Here is an 18592-nt window from a genome sequence, read left to right as displayed (position 1 = left end):
TATTACGCACCTAACATATCTTGAATGTCTGACTTTAATACGTCAGCTTTCGGGCCATATACTGCTTGTACACCTTTATCTTTTACGATAAGTCCTAAAGCACCATTTTGTTTCCACTGTGCTTCTGGCGCAACAACGTCTAAATTTTTTACTGTTACACGTAAACGTGTCATACAAGCATCTACGTCAGCAATATTATCTTTTCCCCCCAATAAATCAATAACTTTTGTTGCTAATGAACCATCCTGTACATTTCCTGTTCCTTCTGATGACTCATCTTCATTATCAATATAGTTACCTGCACGCCCTGGTGTTGGTAAATTGAATTTTTTAATTAAGAAGTTGAATAATGTAAAGTTAAGACCGAAGAACACTAATGAAACAATGACAAAGTTGATTAAATCTCTCGTTAAACCTGCATTGACCATCATTGGTGTACGTGTAATTAACTCAATAAATCCAAATGCATGAACACGTAAATGAATTAAATCCGCTAATGCGAATGCAAGTCCTGTTGTAATTGCATACACAACATATAATACTGGTGCAATAAACATGAACATGAATTCAATTGGTTCTGTAACACCTGTTAAGAATACCGCTAATGCTGCTGATAAGAACATCGGTTTATACTTTGCACGCTTATCTTTATCAACGTTACGGAACATTGCAAACGCAATACCCATTAATGCTGCTGTTGAACCGATAACTTGTCCAGCTTTGAAACGAGCTGGTACAACATTATTTAATAAATCATTATACGCTTTCGTGTCTCCATTTGCTAACAAGTTATTTAAATCTGTAATCCATGCAAGCCATAATGGATCCTGTCCTGCTACAACTTGTCCAACTTTTGAACCAGTTAACATCGTATATGTTCCGCCTAGCTCTGTGTAGTTCATCGGAATTGTTAACATATGATGTAATCCAAACGGTAATAATAAACGTTCTAATGTTCCATATACAAATGGTGCAATAACTGGTGCACTATCTTTAGATGCTGCAATCCAGCGACCAAATTCATTTAATCCACTTTGGATAAATGGCCATAAAAGTGATAATACAATCGCAGTAACTGTAGACCAAACAATTACAACGAATGGCACGAAGCGTTTTCCATTAAAGAATGCTAATGCCTGTGGTAGTTTATTATAGTTATAGTATTTGTTGTATAAAGTAGCCCCTAAGAAACCAGTAATAATCCCTACGAAAACTCCCATGTTTAATGCTGGTGCACCAAGTACAGAAGTGAAATAATCTTTTACAAGTAAATCTCCTGCTAAAAATGAAGAAACTGTCGCTTTTGAATCCGTTAACATTTGAGCGTTTACGCCAAATATAGCTCCTGTAATTCGATTTGTTAAGACGAATGCTAATAGTGCTGCAAATGCACCACCTGCGCGATCCTTCGCCCAAGATCCCCCAATTGCTACTGCAAATAAAATATGAAGATTTGTAATAATTGCCCAACCGATGTCTTCCATTACTCGAGCAATGGTATGAACTGCGTTAACATCCCCAGCAGACATCCCAATTAACTTACCGATGGAAATCATTAAACCAGCTGCTGGCATTACAGCTACAACAACTAGTAACGCTTTCCCGAACTTTTGCCAAAAATCAAAAGACGTAATTTTCATCTGTTCTTCCTCCCCTTTATTTATAACAACATAATGATTTAAATTATAATTTCTGTTTCTCTTATGAAAACGATTCCTCGTATTGCTTTATCTTTTTTTATTACGCAACCGTTTTCATAAATCTATTTTAATAAAAGCGTTTTCACATTGCAATAGAAATTTATTTTTTTTCATAAAAAAAGATGCTCAAGGAGCATCCTTTTTTATTATGAAATGCGATAAACCCTTGTTTCATAAGGTTTTAACGTAATTGTAGTTAATTGATCATGTTCGGCAACTTCATAGTTATTTAAGAGCAAACGTTTGCGTTCTAGTGCGAATGTACTCTCATTATATACAGCTTCCTGGTTCGAAATGTTACTAATTACAATTACTTTTTCACCCTGCAATGTACGTGTATACGCATAAATTTGCGAATCATCTTCTAAAAGTAAATCATACGTACCATAATTCAATACATCGTGCTTTTTTTTCAAGGCAATCATTTTTTTATAGAAATTGAAAATAGAGTCCTCTTCATTTTTCTGCTTTTCAACATTAATTTCCTTGTAGTTTGGATTCATCCCAAACCAAGGTGTTCCTGTTGTGAAGCCAGCATTATTTTCAGCATTCCACTGCATAGGTGTACGTGAATTATCACGGCAAGAAGCCCATATAATTTCCATCATATCTTGATGAGATACTCCTTCTGCAATTTTCTCGCGATATAAATTTTTAATTGCTACATCATCATAATCTTCAATATTTTGGAATTGAACATTCGTCATACCAATTTCTTGTCCTTGATAAATAAACGGTGTACCGTGCATAAAGAAATACATCGCTCCTAAAGCTGTTGCACTTTCACGCCAATATTCTTTATCATTTCCCCAAGTAGACACAATACGTGGCTTATCATGATTCTCAATGTATAAAGCATTCCAGCCCTTATTTTCTAAACCTTTTTGCCACTTTGTTAATACTTTTTTCAACTCAACAACATCAAGATCTTTCTTCTTTTCTGCATCCCATAAGCTTAAATGCTCAAATTGGAATACCATATTGAATTTACCGTTCTCTTCTCCAACCCAAAGATCAGCATCTTCAACTTTCACACCATTTGCTTCTCCAACAGTCATAATATCGTATTTAGCAAATGTGTTTTCTTTTAATTCTTCTAGTAATGGCTGAATACCATTGACATTCATATGTTTGTCAAAGGAAGGCACATACTTTAACCCTTTTGGGTTTGGCATATCCTTTAAACCATCTTCTTTTTTTATGTGGCTAATCGCATCGACGCGGAAACCATCAATACCTTTATCAAGCCACCAATTAACAGTATCATATAAAACTTCACGAACTTCTTTATTCTCCCAGTTCAAATCTGGTTGTTTACGCGAGAATAAATGTAAATAATATTGCTCTGTCACTTCATCATATTCCCATGCAGAACCATTAAAGATACTTTCCCAATTGTTTGGTTCCACGCCATCTTTACCATCACGCCAAATATACCAATCACGCTTCGGATTGTCTTTAGAAGAACGTGATTCAATAAACCACGGATGTTCATCACTCGTATGATTAATAACTAAATCAATAATAAGCTTCATATCACGCTTATGAACTTCATCTAGTAAAGCATCAAAATCTTCCATCGTACCAAACTCATCCATAATATCTTGATAATCACTAATATCATAACCATTATCATCATTAGGTGACTTATACATTGGACAAATCCAAATTACATCTATACCTAAATCTTTTAAATAATCCAGTTTTGCAATAATACCTTGTAAATCTCCAATGCCATCACCATTTGAATCCATAAAGCTTCGTGGATAAATTTGATAAGCAACTGCTTCTTTCCACCATGTCTTATTCATAGTCATTCTCTCCTTTTGCATCCCATCGGAAAATTTATGCAAACGTTTTCGTAACACTATCATAACAAAATATGAATAGTTTGCAACTGTTTTCATTGAACTCTATGTAGATTCCTTATTCTTATGCTTTATTTATTTCTCACAAAGGAAAATCTCATTCCTCACCTACTCTTGTCCACACACGTTACATACGCTTTTCATATATTAATAAAAAGCACTGTTTATTTTAGAAAGGAGTGATAAATTGAAACAAACAAAATTAACAGGTCGTATCGTTGTTCCCTCAGATCCTGACTACGACGTAGCCCGAATAAATTTAAATTTAAGTATTCCAAAACTCCCTTGTATTATTGTTTTTTGCCAAAATAAAAATGATGTGTGTAACGCCTTAAAATGGGCACGTGAACGTCATATACCGTTTCGCTTAAGAAGCGGACGTCATAGCTATGAAAATTTTTCTCTTTTAAATAGAGGACTTATTATTGATGTGAGTGAAATGCATCGCATTACTGTTAATACAGATAAATTAACAGCAACAATTGAAGCTGGTGCAAATCTTGGCACTGTTTATAAAGAGCTTTGGAATTATGGTGTTACAATACCGGCTGGTACAAGTGCAAGCGTTGGAATTGTTGGATTAACACTTGGCGGTGGCATCGGTATGCTTTCACGCTTATTTGGATTAACATGTGATCAATTAGTAGAAGTTGAAATGGTACAAGCGTGCGGAAAATTTGGCGCAAAACTCATTCGTGCAAACGAGCAAGAAAACTCTAACTTATTTTGGACATGCTGTGGTGGTGGTGGTGGAAACCTCGGAATTGTTACATCCTTAACTTTTCGAGTACATCCTATAAAAAATGTATCAATCTTCTCAATCACATGGGAATGGCAAGACTTTATCGCTGCCTTTCAAGCTTGGCAAAACTGGGCGCCTTATATAGACGAACGTCTCACTTCATCAATTGAATTATTTGCAAAGCAACGAAATAAAATCGAAGCACAAGGTGAGTTTGTTGGCTCTCCCTCTGAACTCCATTCCTTATTATCTCCTCTTCTTGAAACTGGTAGCCCCTCTCTCTTTATAGATGAAGTTCCTTATATAAAGGCTGTTGAATTCTTTAACAGCGGTAACATCCCTGAAAAATTCAAGCGCTCCGGTTCCTACGTATATAAACCTATTCCTCTTAAAGGCATTCAAATTATGCAATATTTTCTTTCTCATGCACCAAATAAAGATGCGAGTATTTGGCATCAATCGCTCATAGGTGCTGTTGAAAATATTTCACCTACTGAAACAGCTTATTTCCATCGCAAAGCAATTATTGCTCAAGAATACATTACCTCTTGGAAATGCGATGATGGAGAAAATCAAAATATACGCTGGGTTAAAGGTTTAAGAGAAAGCTTAGATCCTTATACACTAGGTGACTATGTCAATTGGCCCGATATCGACATTAAGAATTGGCAAACTAGTTATTATGGCTCTAACTTTCAAAGATTGCGTAAAGTGAAAACCTTATATGACCCTTGCAACGTTTTTCACTTTCAACAAAGCATTCCCCCTTTTTACATTGAAAACCGTTCAATTGTTCGTTTCAAATCAGCTGCTTGCTTCTCTAAATCTTTTAATAATTGATCAATTACTACCATATTTTTAGACTGTTGTAGTGTCACACGTGCCACTTCTTGTGACCCAGCTGACGTTTCCTCAGCAATTGCTGCTACAGCCTTTGTTTGTGCTCCCGTTTGATGAATATGACTCACTTGTTCATTCATATAACTACTAATTTGCTTGGTTGCATCGGCGACTTCCATAATACTTGATGACATTTCTTTTAAAATTAATTCTGTAGCTTCTCCGCGTTTCGCCTCTTCCTTAGCTGTTTTCACTTGCTCGGTCATTTTCATGGCGACTTGTTGCACTTCTTCCTGCATATTCCGTAATAGTTGCGATATGTTTCTGGCAGAATGATCACTTTCATCAGCAAGTTTGCGTACTTCTTCTGCTACAACTGCAAAGCCTTTTCCATGTTCTCCTGCACGAGCCGCCTCAATAGAAGCGTTTAATGCTAATAAATTTGTTTGGCTAACAATCTCACTTACCACAGAAACTATTTGTTCCACTTGTTTCATTCGTTCTTCTAACTTCTGTACATTTTGCATCGAATCTTCATTTTCTTTCGCCAATGTTTGAATACCTTGAATTAAAGAGGTAAAGACACGTGTACTTTGTCCTAAAGCTTGAACCATTTCTGAAGACAACTCGTCAGACTGTTTAGCTTTTTCTTCTACTTCACTCGCAATAGAAGCCGTTGTATCAACGGCAGAAACAATCGCCTGAATTGATGCTGCTGATTGCTCAGCACCAGAAGAAATCTCTGCAAGGGTTTCAGACACACCTTGTGCTTGCTTAGTCGCTTCGCCTGTTTGTTTTCTAATTTGCTGAACTTGATTATTTGTATACGAAAATGTAGTATCAATATTTTTTACCATGCCCCTTAAGTTTCCTAACATCATATTAAATGCAACACTTAAAGATTTAATCTCATCATCTGTATTTGGCAATGGGACATCTTCACGAATATCACCATCAGCCGCTTTCCTTGCAGCTTCCTCTAACTTTCGAAGTGGTTTAATTAAAAATATTGCTGCCCCATATGCTAAAATTCCAGACCATACTACACCTAATAACATAACGATAATATTATAAACAGTTTGACTTACATAACTTTGAAAATAATCATATATAACGTAAATAAAAAATAAACTTGTTGAATATGTAATTAAAGCTAAAACTGTAGTAAATAGCATAAGCTGTATACGCAAGCCAAAGGAAAATGTTTTCCTTTCTTTTTCCATCTCTTCTTTCCCCCTTCTTATAAGCAATATAAGTACTACCTATATATTATTATCCATATTTTCGTTATAGAAAGATATAGGGATTTTAAAAATCATTATTTCCTTGAATATCAAATCCACCGAAAAAAATAAAGGATTCTGACAATTTATGACTAATAACAGAAATAAGGGGCAACATTTGTAAAATATATTTTTGACTGGAGGTTTTGTATGATTCAAGTTCAAAATCTAGTAAAATCATTTGGCTCACTTGATGTTTTAAAAGGAATTGATTTAGAAGTAAAAGAAAAAGAAGTTGTTGTTTTAATTGGTGCCAGTGGTTCCGGAAAAAGTACATTACTTCGCTGTCTTAACTTTTTAGAAATGTACGATGAAGGTGAAATTCACCTTCAGGGTGAACGAATTGATCCAAAGCATTCAAATTTAAACAAAGTCCGTGAAAATGTCGGTATGGTTTTTCAGCACTTTAACCTCTTTCCTCATATGACCTCACTAGAAAACATCATAGAAGCACCTATTCATGTTAAAAAATTAAATGCAACAGAAGCTAAAAATGCGGGAAAGCATCTACTCGAAAAAGTTGGTTTACAAGATAAAGCGGATGTAACACCTCACCTACTTTCTGGTGGTCAAAAGCAGCGTGTTGCAATCGCACGAGCGCTTGCAATGAATCCGAAAATTATGTTATTCGATGAACCCACCTCAGCCTTAGATCCTGAACTTGTTGGAGAAGTGTTACAAGTTATGAAAGAACTTGCAGAAGAAGGAATGACAATGGTCATTGTCACTCATGAAATGAATTTTGCAAGAGATGTAGCGGATCGCGTCATTTTTATGGATGATGGAAAAATTGTAGAAGATGCTCCGCCAGAGCAATTTTTTTCAGCTCCATCAAATGAACGTGCAAAACAATTTTTACGCAATGTTTTATAAGACGAAACTACTACCTTATACATGAAGAAATACATTCATACGAGTAATATGTGACCACCAAAATAAAATATCCCCGTAACATATTTGAGACTACTCGTATGTGCATGATTAATATATAGGAGGGGTTTTTATGAGAAAAAGATTACTAACAATTATTGCGAGTATTACACTATGTACATCCTTCATACTTGGAGCCTGTAGTAAGGAAAGTTCTACTACTTCATCTAACGGTGAAAAGGAATTTCGTTACGCGATGAGTGGCTTATACAAACCTTTTAACTATAAAGAAAATGACGGGAAACTTGTCGGTTTTGATGTAGAAATAGGTGAAGCTCTCGCAAAAAAGATGGGAATGAAACCTGTTCCTGTTACAAATCCTTGGGAAACATTGATTCAAGGCCTACAATCAAAAAAATATGATGTGATATTAGGAAGTATGGCAATCACAGAAGAACGATTAAAAGCCGTAAATTTCTCAAATCCATATTATCGCTCTGGTGCACAAATTTTTGTAGCTAAAAAGAATACATCTATCTCTTCTCCAGAGGACTTGAAGGGTAAGAAAATTGGTGTTGTAAAGGCTAGTACCTTTAAAAGCCTTGTTGCAAAATATACAGATCAAATTACAGAGTACGATAGTGATATTACCGCACTCATGGACCTAGAGCCTGGACGTGTTGACGCAGTAATCACTGATCAAATGGTCGGCCTACGTATGATAAAAGAAGGTAAATCAAATATAAAAGAAGCTGGCAAACCGTTGAACCTTGATGAAATGGGAATTGCTATTCGTAAAGACAATAAAGACATGGTCGAAAAGGTAAATAAAGCGCTAGATGAAATCATTAAAGACGGTACGTACGAAAAGATTAGTAAGAAATGGTTTGGACGTAATATTCTTGGAGAAGAGGCAAAAACAAAGTAAGTTAGCTATTCAATGATTCCATAAATCATGCCCCACTTTTCATGTGGGGCATTTCATTCCCTACTAAAATCCATACAATATGAGGTGACACATATGTTTGAAATTTTTATTTCTACCTATCCTACACTCTTAAAGGCTACTATTGTCACATTACAATTAACATTAACATCCCTATTACTAGGTTCACTAATTGGATTACTATTCGCTTTCTTTCGAATCTCTAACAATAAGGTTTTAAATAGTATTGCTCATGTATACATCGCCATTATTCGTGGTACACCTTTAATTGTTCAAATCGCAATTCTCTATTTTGGGATTACATCTGTTGTTGTTTTTACCCCTTTTTGGGCAGGAGCAATTGCTTTAGCAATTCATAATGGGGCATATATTACAGAAATTTTCCGCGGATCGATTCAATCCGTTGACCGGGGACAATTGGAAGCTGCTCGCTCTTTAGGCATGCCTTATCCTTTAGCGATGCGCCGTATTATCTTACCGCAAGCATTTCGCCTATCTCTTCCTCCTCTAGGGAATCAATTTATTATTGGATTGAAAGATTCTTCCCTTGTTGCTTACGTAGGGATGTCCGAATTATGGGGATCAGGTTTATCGATTGCCGCAGGTAACTTCCAACAATTAGATACATATATCATTGTTGGTGTATACTATCTCGCACTTGTTCTTCTATTTACTTATCTTGTTAGTCTTCTAGAAAAACGACTACAACGAAAAGAAAATAACTCTGTCCACGTCAATACAAAGAACAAGAAAGAAGTTTCTTTATAATAAAAAGCAAGCTCCAAGAGAGCTTGCTTTTTCACTTTAAAATATATCTAATTTTATTGATTTACCTTTTTAATAGCCTCTTTTTCCTCTATATGTTCCTCACGATATGAAATATTATGAGGGTCTAGTCCATTTCCTAAAGAACCGTAGAAATGTTCTTTATGAGGATCAATTAACTCACTTCCTTGATAGTACACACGTGGTGTATTCCAAAGCGCTGCCAATGCTTTTGTCATTGGCATTTCGTGATAACGTTCCGGCCACATTTCTTTAATTTTCTCTTTTACTAACGGATAGTATTTAGAGCTCATAGCAGGAAACAGATGATGTTCTGTATGATATGAGAAATTGAAATGTAAAACGTCTACCCAGCGCGGCACTGTTACTGATAAACAGTTTGCTAATGGATCATTTACTGGAACAATTGGATTTAAGCGATGATTTGTTGCGATATATGCCATTACAATAAAGTTAGCAATTAACAACGGAATCACGTACGCAAATAACCACTTTGCAGGTCCCATAATAAACAATAGACTAATCCAAACCGTCCAAGGCAAAAGAAGTTGAAGCCATACAGATTTTTGATTGGATGACTTAAATTCCTTAATAAAATGAAAGAACATTCGAGTCGAATGCAATGTAAATTGAATTGTTAGTGACAGAAAACTAAAGAATGAACGAACATGAAGAGGCATGTGATATACCCAGCTCAAAAATTTACTCTTTTTAAGTTTCTCAAGTGTCGGCCATGCATCTGGATCATTCTCTTCATGCTGTGTGTGAACATGATGCGTTGCATTATGCCACTTTCTCCAAAGTTTTGGACCAGTTGATAATGGCATAAATGCAATCGCACCTAAAAAATCACGAAGCCATGCCTTTCTTACAACCGTTCCATGTAAAATTTCATGTCCTAAAAATCCAAGTGAAGCAAAACATAGTCCAAGAACAATTGCAATTCCTAGATTTGCCCACACATTCAATTCAAATACACCAATCGTTATTAACCCCGCCAATGCCACAAGTAAATAAGCCAGTCCACCAAATAAACGAGTAGGAACTGGTTTAAATGCTTTTTTTGGCAAATGTGGTGATACACGCGCTGCATACCACCCAAACGTATGAAGCTCCTTCATCCTTTTGCCCCTTTCTTATGCCGCGCCCTGCGCAACTTGCATATATCAATTCTTGCTTCCAGATTGATTTTACTAGGCGATCCAAAAAGCATTTATCATAAGGAAAATATACTCACTCTATCGTCACTTATTTTTCGCTTTTATTATCAATGAAAAACATTTCTCTCTTTACTCTCTATCAACCTTTCCACATGATGAATCATAACAATAGACTTTCTATATTGTCAACAACTTTTATGACCTAGTAATAAAAGTTGGTTATATTTTTATAATTATACCTTATTTCAATAAAGAGAAAGTATAGGTTTTATAAGGATTTATCCGTTATATATATAAATATACTTAAAAGCTACAAACTCTATCTCACTCAAGAACTCTCTACGTATTAACAAATACGATCACTTGAATTTAGTTTTATATAAAGCATGCCTCTTCATAATAATCCCCGAAAATAATTATTTTAGAATAATTATATCTTTCGTTCATGAAAATTAAAATCCTTCAAAAATAGCACACATGAATTCCATATAATATGGAGATATTAAAAGGAAAATTGTTCTAAATCAGGAGGTTTTCGTAATGACAGATGACACATTTCCACAATTGCCATCATCCTATTGGATTAAATCCACTCAGTTTCCTACTTTTCCTCATTTATCCGAAAATATAAAGACAGATGTTGCTGTCATCGGTGCTGGTATTACAGGTATTACCACTGCCTATTTACTCGCTAAAGAAGGATTGAAAGTTGTTTTAATTGATTCTGGCTCTATTTTAAATGGAACAACTGGACATACAACTGCAAAAGTAACAGCACAACATGATCTTATTTATGACGAATTAATAAATCATTTTGGTGTTGAAAAAGCTCGGCTTTACTACGAATCAAATAATAAAGCTCTACAATTTATAAGCGAGACTGTGCAAGCATATAAAATTGACTGTAATTTCACAAATGAAGATTCCTATTTATATACAACTACTAATAATGGATTACGAAATTTAACGAAAGAATATGAAGCCTATCAAAAATTAAATATTCCTTGTGACTATGTTCAATCCCTACCCCTACCTATTCCAGTACAATCAGCACTTGTAATGAAAAATCAAGCGCAATTCCATCCTCTCCTTTATTTAAAAACACTTTTAGAAAAGTTTGTGGAAATGGGTGGAACAGTTTATGAACAAACAACAGCGTTAGATATTGAAAAAGGGATTTATCCACAAGTAATTACAAAGAGTGGTCACCGCATCACTTGTGGATATGTCGTCTCTTGCTCACATTTCCCTTTTTATGATGCTAATAGCTTTTTCTTTACGCGAATGTATGCAGAACGTTCCTATGCTCTTGCTATAAAAGCGAAAACAAATTATCCAGGAGGCATGTATTTAAGTATTGATGATCCAAAACGCTCCTTACGCTATATAACAGACAATGGTGAACAACTAATTTTAATCGGTGGAGAAAGCCATAAAACAGGACAAGGGATTAATACGATGCTTCATTATGAAGCACTATATTCCTTTGCTGAAGCTACTTTTGGAGTAGATGAAGTTCCTTATAGATGGTCTGCACAAGACTTAATTACTTTAGATAAACTCCCTTATATCGGACATATTAATGAAAGTAATCCAAATATATTTGTTGCAACAGGATATCGTAAATGGGGTATGACAACTGGAACTGCAGCAGCTCATTTACTAAAAGATTCAATCACAAAAATTCACAACCCTTATAAAGAACTTTTTGTACCATCACGCTTCCACTCGAACCCGGACATACAGTCATTCCTTACACAGAACATTGATGTTGCTAAACATTTAATTGAAGGAAAAATTGAAATTGCTTTACGTAAACCAGAAGATCTTGAAGTTGGTGAAGGATCTGTTGTACGTGTCAACGGTAAACGCGCAGGTGCCTATAAAGACAAAGAAGGAGAATTACATATTGTCGATACAACTTGTACGCACCTCGGCTGTGAAGTTGAATGGAATAACGGTGATTGCACTTGGGATTGTCCTTGCCATGGATCTCGCTTTTCAATTGATGGGGACGTTATCGAAGGTCCAGCAGATCAGCCATTGAAACGAGTTGATAACGAGTAAAAAATAAAGAAGTTCAACGGAAATCCCGTTGAACTTCTTTATTTTTATGAAGATTTTTCAGATAATTTTCGACATGAGAAGGAAAATATTAATATTCAACAAAATAATATATTAATTTACAAAAAAGAGGTGAATACTATGCAACCTTCTGCTCCACCTCATCTAGAATCTACAAAAACTACCTTTTCAAGCTCTATTACAAAACTTGTTGTTTTTATTTGTTGGCTAGCCATTCTAGCTGACGGATATGATTTAGGTATTTACGGTGCCGTCCTACCAAAGCTCCTAGAGGACAATAGCTGGGCACTATCACCAGCTCACGCTGGAACAATTGCCAGCTATGCTTTATTTGGGATGTTTATTGGTGCTATTCTAGTTGGAACCATTACAGATCTAATTGGACGAAAATGGACACTCATATGCTGTCTAGCCCTTTTTTCTATTACAATGGGCTTAGCTGCAATTGCTCCTTCTCCGGAATTATTCGGGTTATCTCGATTTATCGGAGGAATTGGATTGGGTGGTGTTATCCCAACAGCTTCGGCACTTACTGTTGAGTATTCACCCCAAAAGCGACAATCTTTTATTTATGCAATTATGTTTACCGGCTATCCTTTAGGTATCGTACTAGGCGCCATTTTGTCCATGTTTATGTTAGAAAATTTCGGATGGAGAATTATGGTTGGCATCGGAATGATTCCGCTACTTCTCATTCCTTTCATTGTTCGTTATTTACCTGAGTCCATTCAATTTTTGCTGTCACGTAATCGGCAAGAAGAAGCGAAACAAATTCATGATCGTTTTCAAATTGAATTACATGTAAGAAAAGAAATTCCTCAAACATCATCTAATATACAAAAGAAAAACGGATTCCTTACATTATTCTCAAAAGAATACATGAAAGCAACTCTACTTTTCTGGACCACTTATATAATGGGAATGTTTTTAATATACGGTTTAAACACTTGGTTACCACAGATGATGCGCCAAGCAGGATATCCACTTGGATCTAGTTTATCATTTCTACTTATGCTAAACATTACTGCAGCTATCGGTGCATTATGTGCTGGGGCAATCGCGGATCGTATAGGAGCCAAAATTGTTATCAGCATCTCCTATCTTATGGCGGCCATATGTATCGGACTATTAACAATTAAACCATCCATTACAATCATTTATCTTTTAATTGGTCTTGCTGGAATTGGATCAGTCGGTATTACTCAAATATTAAATGCGTATGTAACACAATACTTCCCATCGCATATCCGAGCTACCTCTTTAGGCTGGGGACTTGGCCTTGGACGAATTGGCGCAATCGCCGGTCCGGTTCTTGTTGGTATTATTATGACAATGCAATATGACCTGGCATGGAATTTTTACTTATTCTCATTTGCAGGTCTTATCGCAGCTATCTCTGTTTTCTTTATTCCTACAAACAAAAAAAGAGCATAAACTTACTTGTGCTCTTTTTTGTATACTTCAAACAACATATTTCGAAATAATGTATTTAAACTTTCAATATCGATGCCTAGTCCCTTTTCAATCCCTTTCACGTATTGCTGATAATAATCAATTTGTTCTTCTAAAAATTGATTTAACACATTAATTTTTAGACCAATATCCAATTCAGTACCCGCTTTTTTCTTTATTAGCAACTTTTCAATTTCATTCAATACAATAGGCTCTACTGATAGTTCCGTAATTAACCGGTCAAATTCTACTGGGGGCAATGTGCCTTTCTCTTCTAACCATTTACAGGCTAAAATAGGACGTAATACGTAAAAGTACTTTTTCAACTTTACATTTTCACTTTGTAAAAATTCACGATAGTTTTTTGAAGCCATATGTAAGTAATGATATATTGTTGATTTCGGATCAAAATCCTTTTCACTCATTTGCTGAAGTTGTTCTGGAAGGTTAGAGTTCTTCGAATAAAAAATCGGTGATCGAATCCATTCAAGTAACGCTGGATTTGACTTTGCAAATAGTTGCAATGCCTTTTTAATATCCCAGCCACTTATGTCTAAATCATCACTAATTGGATATTCAATTACATCACGTTTATCATGAATTGATAAATACCAATCTACAGGACGTATATAGACAAACCTAACATCATAATCACTGTCTTTCGACGGAAATCCCCACGCCCTGCTCCCTGATTCTACAGCAAATAAAATTTTCACATCATTCTCTTTTTCAATTCTTTCTAATTCTAATTCAATTTTCCCTTTCATTTCATACCCTCCCTATTTTTTGATCATTTCCCTGGAAATTCGACAAATATACTTCTAATTTTACTACATACTAAAATAGCTGTCAGAAAATTCCCGACAGCCTAACAAAACACTTATTTATTCTTTTTAATTACAGCAACTGCAATTCGTTCAATCTCTTTTTGAATTTCTTCTTTATATGCATCAACTTTTGAAAAATCCATAGCAGCAATATAAATTCGTTCTAATTTATCACGAACTGATTTTGCCTTTGCTAAGAAAGACATCGCCTCATTCATTTTTGTTTTATACTGAATTGAAACGTCGCGAATTTCCTTAGCATACTTCTCATCTGTCCCTGGTGTAACAATGAGATCATACATATCAATAATTTCATCACCTTCACGACTTGGAAAATATTCATGCGGTGCTGTGCTATCAAAAATTGCAAATCCTAGTTCCCTTACAATAATCATATCGAGACTATTTGGATCAAATCCACAATGATACACTTCTACTTCAAAACCTTTTTCTTCTGCTGCCTTGGCTAATTTTTTAAGCATCGTTGATTTCCCGGAACCTGGGCGACCTTTTATAAAATAGCGATGCGGCAGTCCTTCTGTTAAATTAGGAACGAAATCAACCGCTCCCTTCGGTGTAGCAGCCCCTAAAAAACGGTGTTTCACAATCGATTTATCTCCACTTTTATCTGCAAATAGTTTCTGTATAAGCTGATCTGTTAATTCGTTTGCTTTATTAAAATCAATGTTATTAATATATATTTTCTCCCACTCATCATGTATAACTAACGCTTCTTTAAAACATCCATAAGCTGCTTGAAAGGCTTTACTTGCTTCTGAAACGAATCGTTCAATCTCTAATTTCTGCTTTCTTAATTTATTTGAGTCCCAAGCAACCCCTAAATTTATATACTCTTCTACAACTCCAGGCATTTTCGGCTCAATAACGTGTGGCGATGTCCCATCGACAATTCCTACATTTAACTTCGGAATAATTACACCGTCAACTGACTTATTGTCAGAAGAACAATGTAAAAATTCAATATTATATCCTTTTTCAGTCCATTCACGCCCAATTACTTTTATTAAAGAAGACTTCCCTGTTCCTGGACCGCCTTTTAAAATAAACAACCTATCTAGCCCTTTTAAACTCTCTTCATACAAGCTATAAAATCCTCTAGCTGTATTTCCACCAGCAAAATAGTTCAATACATTCCCTGTCACTGCACCCACCCCTTCGCAGCATTCTACTTACATAAGCTACAATATGCGAGATACTTTATTTGGGTGAATACCTATTTTGTATTGCACTAAAAAAGGAAATGAATTACAATTAAATAAACAAAAAATTCCGAACCTTAAAACTAAATATACCTTTATCAAGAGAGGCAGAGGGACCGGCCCTTTGAAGCCCAGCAACCTCAGTTTATAAAAACTGAATAGGTGCTAATTCCTGCAAAATGCTTTGCATTTTGGAAGATAAAACTTAACTACTGTATGTAAAGCTCATCTTTCTTGATTATGGAAGATGAGCTTTTTATTATTTTAAAAACATATATTGGAGGTATTTAGGATGAAAGTAATTGACCTATCACAAACGTTTGAAAACAATATGTCTCAATTTCCTGGAACACCAAAAATCCAACTACAAGCAATTACAAGTGTTGAAGAGACAGGATATCAAGTTACAGATTTTCATTCTGTCGTTCATGTCGGCACGCATTGCGATGCTCCTGCGCATTTTATTTCTGGTGCAACAACAATTGATCGATTACCCCTTGATCAATTTGTAGGCGAAGCTGTTCTTATCGATGTAACTCATGTTCAAGAACGAAAGTTGCCTAAGGAAGTACTAAATACTACCGACATAAAGGAAGGAGATATTGTTATTTTCCATTCCAATCTATCTAATAAATGGAACACGGAATCTTATGCGAAAGAAGCATTTTATCTTTCCGAAGAATTAGCTGAAGAACTAGTTAAATTAAAAATAAAATCTGTCGGTTTAGATTTTATTTCTCCTGATGAAGTAACTACAGAAACATCGCCTATTCATCACATATTACTAGGGAATAACATTTATTTAATTGAAAACTTAACAAATCTAGATTCCATTAAAACGAAGCGCTTCTTTTTCTCAGCAGCACCTTTAAAAATTAAAAATAGTGATGGTGCTTTTGCCAGAGCATTTGCCGTTATTTTTTAAAATAAGAACTACTTGAGGACAACAAAAAAAGCAAAGATCACTTTTGACCTTTGCTTCTATATTTTTTATTTAAATTAAGAAAGAATTGTTCCACCCGTGGACGTACCCAAGCTAAATAATCTTTATCTTTCTTCTTTGTACAAGCTATCTCTTCTCCATCTACCATTCCGACAAGTTCTAGCTCTAACAGTTGCCTCGTGAATGCTAACATATTTACTTCTTCTGCCGGATACTCTTCTTTTAATTTCTCCTCAATTTCTCCCAATAAAAAACCGTCACGCATCATCGCTAGTGCATCAATCCAAAGTGGCGGCATTTCATATTTTTCTCCTGTAATCGTATCTTTTACAATATAATTCTTTTGCTCTTTTCGAAATTGAATCGTGTGTAAACATACAGTCGAATTTAATGTTAATTCCATCATACCACCCCTTTCATCATATCTGCATAGAAAAAAGGATGCGCGTGCACCCCTTCTTTTCTTTTCATAACACTACCGAACCGTTACACGAGCTCAAAGCTTCATGTCGATATTTTCCTCCATTATAAACGAAGTGTTTTATAAAAAAAACCCTTCTTGAAACATTTTATAAAATGTTTATATTTACACAACAAGAGCACTTTTCTGAAAAATTTTTTCTTCTAATGCACTACGCTGTTGGTAAATAAATTTTCACTTTCGTTCCTACGCCCATACTACTTTGAATTACGATACTCCCTTGATGTTCTTCAATAATTTTATATGTAATCATTAACCCAAGACCCGTACCATTCTCCTTTGTTGTATAGAATGCCTTTCCGATTTTCTCTATTTTCTCATTCTCTATACCAAAACCTTGATCTTCGACAGAAATACACAAATTATCTCCAGCTTTTTTGAATGCACGAATATGAATGTCTCCACCTTCTGGCATCGATTCTATTCCATTTTTAATAATGTTTAACAACACTTGTTTTAATTGCTTATCATCGCCATTTATAGCTGGTAAATTTCCATCTACTTGCAAGTGGAATTTCACTTTATATTGAGCCGCATAACTTTCCATTAACTGTACAACATATAAAAGGATTTCTCGTATATTACACCATTCATAATTAATCGGTTTCGGTTTTCCCAATAACATCAATTCACTAACAAACCCGTTAATCCTCTCAATTTCTTGTAGCATAATCTCATAGCTCATCACATCAGCAGGGTTTCTTTCTTTTTGGATTTGTGTAAATCCTTTTAGAGCTGTTAATGGATTTCGAATTTCATGAGCAATTGTTGTAGACATAGTCCCAATTACAGCTAAATTTTCGGTCTCTTTCATAATGTTCATCATCTCAACAACTGTTCTTACATAAGACTGAAATCGTTTTAACAAAGAATGTGAAATAATAGAAAAGAATACACATAAAACAAGCGGAATCACAACTTTTATATCTTGTAATACCAACGTAAAAAATACATATTTTCCAATTACACTAAAGGAAACTAAATAAAAATATTTTCTATTCACAAAAATCGGTGCAAATAAAATTAATAGTATTTCAACCATATTTCCGTTTTCAAAAACACGATCACTGTGTAGATAAATCATTAGGTTATTAATAAGATCAGTAAGCATGTACCCAATTAAAAATAAATATTTTACAAAATAAACATACCCTTGTTTTTGAAGATATATTGAAATAGGAAATAAAGATATTACTAATATATATACACCTATCCCCATGCCACCTTCTGGCCAACCTATCATTGCCTCATTAATATCCATAGCAGGATAAACAAAATAATAGATAACGTCATATAAAAAGAATATAATATAGAATAATAATAAAAATACTTTTAAAGCTTCTCTTTCTTCATAAACCAAGCTTTTGAATTTGTTCATATAAAAACTCC

General features: G+C 34.9%; 15 protein-coding genes and 1 riboswitch. Of the genes, 7 read left to right on the top strand and 8 right to left on the bottom strand.

What is annotated here, in order from left to right:
* Positions 1-2: 2 nt before the first annotated feature.
* Together ACTFQM_RS24395 and ACTFQM_RS24390 are read right to left on the bottom strand one after the other, a co-directional pair.
* Positions 3-1640 (bottom strand): PTS transporter subunit IIBC, encoded by a 1638-nt coding sequence (locus ACTFQM_RS24395; RefSeq protein ID WP_440036622.1) that lies wholly within the window; start codon positions 1638-1640, stop codon positions 3-5.
* A gap of 206 nt (positions 1641-1846) precedes the next feature.
* A complete protein-coding gene (locus tag ACTFQM_RS24390) occupies positions 1847-3511 on the bottom strand; it encodes a glycoside hydrolase family 13 protein (RefSeq protein ID WP_440036621.1) in 1665 nt (554 codons plus the stop codon).
* Positions 3512-3755: 244 nt separating this feature from the next.
* Here ACTFQM_RS24390 and ACTFQM_RS24385 point away from each other — a divergent pair, with 244 nt between their 5' ends.
* Positions 3756-5150, top strand: a complete 1395-nt coding sequence (locus ACTFQM_RS24385; protein WP_440036619.1) for an FAD-binding oxidoreductase — start codon at positions 3756-3758, stop codon at positions 5148-5150.
* Here ACTFQM_RS24385 and ACTFQM_RS24380 read toward each other — a convergent pair.
* Positions 5081-6373: a methyl-accepting chemotaxis protein gene (locus tag ACTFQM_RS24380; protein ID WP_440036618.1), complete on the bottom strand. Its 1293-nt coding sequence runs from the start codon at positions 6371-6373 to the stop codon at positions 5081-5083. The genes ACTFQM_RS24385 and ACTFQM_RS24380 overlap by 70 nt on opposite strands.
* A 210-nt stretch (positions 6374-6583) precedes the next feature.
* On the opposite strand from ACTFQM_RS24380, the gene ACTFQM_RS24375 reads away from it, so the two are divergent.
* The 3 genes from ACTFQM_RS24375 (at position 6584) to ACTFQM_RS24365 (ending at position 9017) form a co-directional block, all read left to right on the top strand.
* Positions 6584-7306, top strand: coding sequence for an amino acid ABC transporter ATP-binding protein (locus ACTFQM_RS24375; RefSeq protein WP_440036617.1), 723 nt, complete (start codon positions 6584-6586; stop codon positions 7304-7306).
* A 130-nt stretch (positions 7307-7436) separates the two neighbouring features.
* The gene (locus ACTFQM_RS24370; RefSeq protein WP_440036616.1) at positions 7437-8231 is read left to right on the top strand and encodes an ABC transporter substrate-binding protein; all 795 of its coding nucleotides are present in this window, start codon (positions 7437-7439) and stop codon (positions 8229-8231) included.
* Positions 8232-8324: 93 nt separating this feature from the next.
* A complete protein-coding gene (locus tag ACTFQM_RS24365; protein WP_025150541.1) occupies positions 8325-9017 on the top strand; it encodes an amino acid ABC transporter permease in 693 nt (230 codons plus the stop codon).
* 53 nt (positions 9018-9070) lie between these two features.
* Here the strand turns inward: ACTFQM_RS24365 and ACTFQM_RS24360 are convergent, their stop codons facing one another.
* The gene (locus ACTFQM_RS24360; protein ID WP_025150542.1) at positions 9071-10156 is read right to left on the bottom strand and encodes a fatty acid desaturase family protein; all 1086 of its coding nucleotides are present in this window, start codon (positions 10154-10156) and stop codon (positions 9071-9073) included.
* Between the two features lie 579 nt (positions 10157-10735).
* Between ACTFQM_RS24360 and ACTFQM_RS24355 the strand changes: the two genes are divergently transcribed.
* Positions 10736-12262 carry an FAD-dependent oxidoreductase gene (locus ACTFQM_RS24355; RefSeq protein ID WP_002174660.1) on the top strand — a complete coding sequence of 509 codons (1527 nt, stop codon included), beginning with the start codon at positions 10736-10738 and terminating at the stop codon, positions 12260-12262.
* Positions 12263-12400: 138 nt separating this feature from the next.
* Entirely contained in the window at positions 12401-13714 is a 1314-nt protein-coding gene (locus ACTFQM_RS24350; RefSeq protein WP_440036614.1) for an MFS transporter, read from the top strand.
* A 2-nt stretch (positions 13715-13716) separates the two neighbouring features.
* On the opposite strand, the gene ACTFQM_RS24345 is transcribed toward ACTFQM_RS24350, so the two are convergent.
* A complete protein-coding gene (locus ACTFQM_RS24345; protein ID WP_440036612.1) occupies positions 13717-14499 on the bottom strand; it encodes a nucleotidyltransferase domain-containing protein in 783 nt (260 codons plus the stop codon).
* A gap of 113 nt (positions 14500-14612) precedes the next feature.
* On the bottom strand, positions 14613-15731 hold the full coding sequence (locus ACTFQM_RS24340) for a PRK06851 family protein (protein WP_440036611.1): 1119 nt from the start codon (positions 15729-15731) through the stop codon (positions 14613-14615).
* Between the two features lie 140 nt (positions 15732-15871).
* Positions 15872-15984: riboswitch (SAM riboswitch) on the top strand.
* An 87-nt stretch (positions 15985-16071) separates the two neighbouring features.
* Between ACTFQM_RS24340 and ACTFQM_RS24335 the strand changes: the two genes are divergently transcribed.
* Positions 16072-16704 carry a cyclase family protein gene (locus ACTFQM_RS24335; RefSeq protein ID WP_242273786.1) on the top strand — a complete coding sequence of 211 codons (633 nt, stop codon included), beginning with the start codon at positions 16072-16074 and terminating at the stop codon, positions 16702-16704.
* A 37-nt stretch (positions 16705-16741) separates the two neighbouring features.
* Here ACTFQM_RS24335 and ACTFQM_RS24330 read toward each other — a convergent pair whose 3' ends face one another.
* A complete protein-coding gene (locus ACTFQM_RS24330; protein ID WP_265623252.1) occupies positions 16742-17125 on the bottom strand; it encodes a hypothetical protein in 384 nt (127 codons plus the stop codon).
* A gap of 229 nt (positions 17126-17354) precedes the next feature.
* A complete protein-coding gene (locus ACTFQM_RS24325; protein WP_440036610.1) occupies positions 17355-18581 on the bottom strand; it encodes an ATP-binding protein in 1227 nt (408 codons plus the stop codon).
* Between the last annotated feature and the right edge of the window lie 11 nt (positions 18582-18592).

Source organism: Bacillus cereus group sp. MYBK30-2, assembly GCF_051915945.1.
GTDB classification, from domain to species: Bacteria; Bacillota; Bacilli; order Bacillales; family Bacillaceae_G; genus Bacillus_A; species Bacillus_A paramycoides.
The sequence above is the reverse complement of the archived record's forward strand: the minus strand, read 5'-3'. Positions and strand labels throughout refer to the sequence as shown.

What these genes read in the sequence shown, in the direction of transcription:
- ACTFQM_RS24390 (WP_440036621.1), bottom strand. Translation starts at nt 3,511, where the DNA reads ATGAATAAGACATGGTGGAAAGAAGCAGTTGCTTATCAAATTTATCCA.
- ACTFQM_RS24365 (WP_025150541.1), top strand. Translation starts at nt 8,325, where the DNA reads ATGTTTGAAATTTTTATTTCTACCTATCCTACACTCTTAAAGGCTACT.
- ACTFQM_RS24355 (WP_002174660.1), top strand. Translation starts at nt 10,736, where the DNA reads ATGACAGATGACACATTTCCACAATTGCCATCATCCTATTGGATTAAA.
- ACTFQM_RS24360 (WP_025150542.1), bottom strand. Translation starts at nt 10,156, where the DNA reads ATGAAGGAGCTTCATACGTTTGGGTGGTATGCAGCGCGTGTATCACCA.
- ACTFQM_RS24380 (WP_440036618.1), bottom strand. Translation starts at nt 6,373, where the DNA reads ATGGAAAAAGAAAGGAAAACATTTTCCTTTGGCTTGCGTATACAGCTT.
- ACTFQM_RS24325 (WP_440036610.1), bottom strand. Translation starts at nt 18,581, where the DNA reads ATGAACAAATTCAAAAGCTTGGTTTATGAAGAAAGAGAAGCTTTAAAA.
- ACTFQM_RS24370 (WP_440036616.1), top strand. Translation starts at nt 7,437, where the DNA reads ATGAGAAAAAGATTACTAACAATTATTGCGAGTATTACACTATGTACA.
- ACTFQM_RS24375 (WP_440036617.1), top strand. Translation starts at nt 6,584, where the DNA reads ATGATTCAAGTTCAAAATCTAGTAAAATCATTTGGCTCACTTGATGTT.
- ACTFQM_RS24350 (WP_440036614.1), top strand. Translation starts at nt 12,401, where the DNA reads ATGCAACCTTCTGCTCCACCTCATCTAGAATCTACAAAAACTACCTTT.
- ACTFQM_RS24395 (WP_440036622.1), bottom strand. Translation starts at nt 1,640, where the DNA reads ATGAAAATTACGTCTTTTGATTTTTGGCAAAAGTTCGGGAAAGCGTTA.
- ACTFQM_RS24345 (WP_440036612.1), bottom strand. Translation starts at nt 14,499, where the DNA reads ATGAAAGGGAAAATTGAATTAGAATTAGAAAGAATTGAAAAAGAGAAT.
- ACTFQM_RS24330 (WP_265623252.1), bottom strand. Translation starts at nt 17,125, where the DNA reads ATGGAATTAACATTAAATTCGACTGTATGTTTACACACGATTCAATTT.
- ACTFQM_RS24335 (WP_242273786.1), top strand. Translation starts at nt 16,072, where the DNA reads ATGAAAGTAATTGACCTATCACAAACGTTTGAAAACAATATGTCTCAA.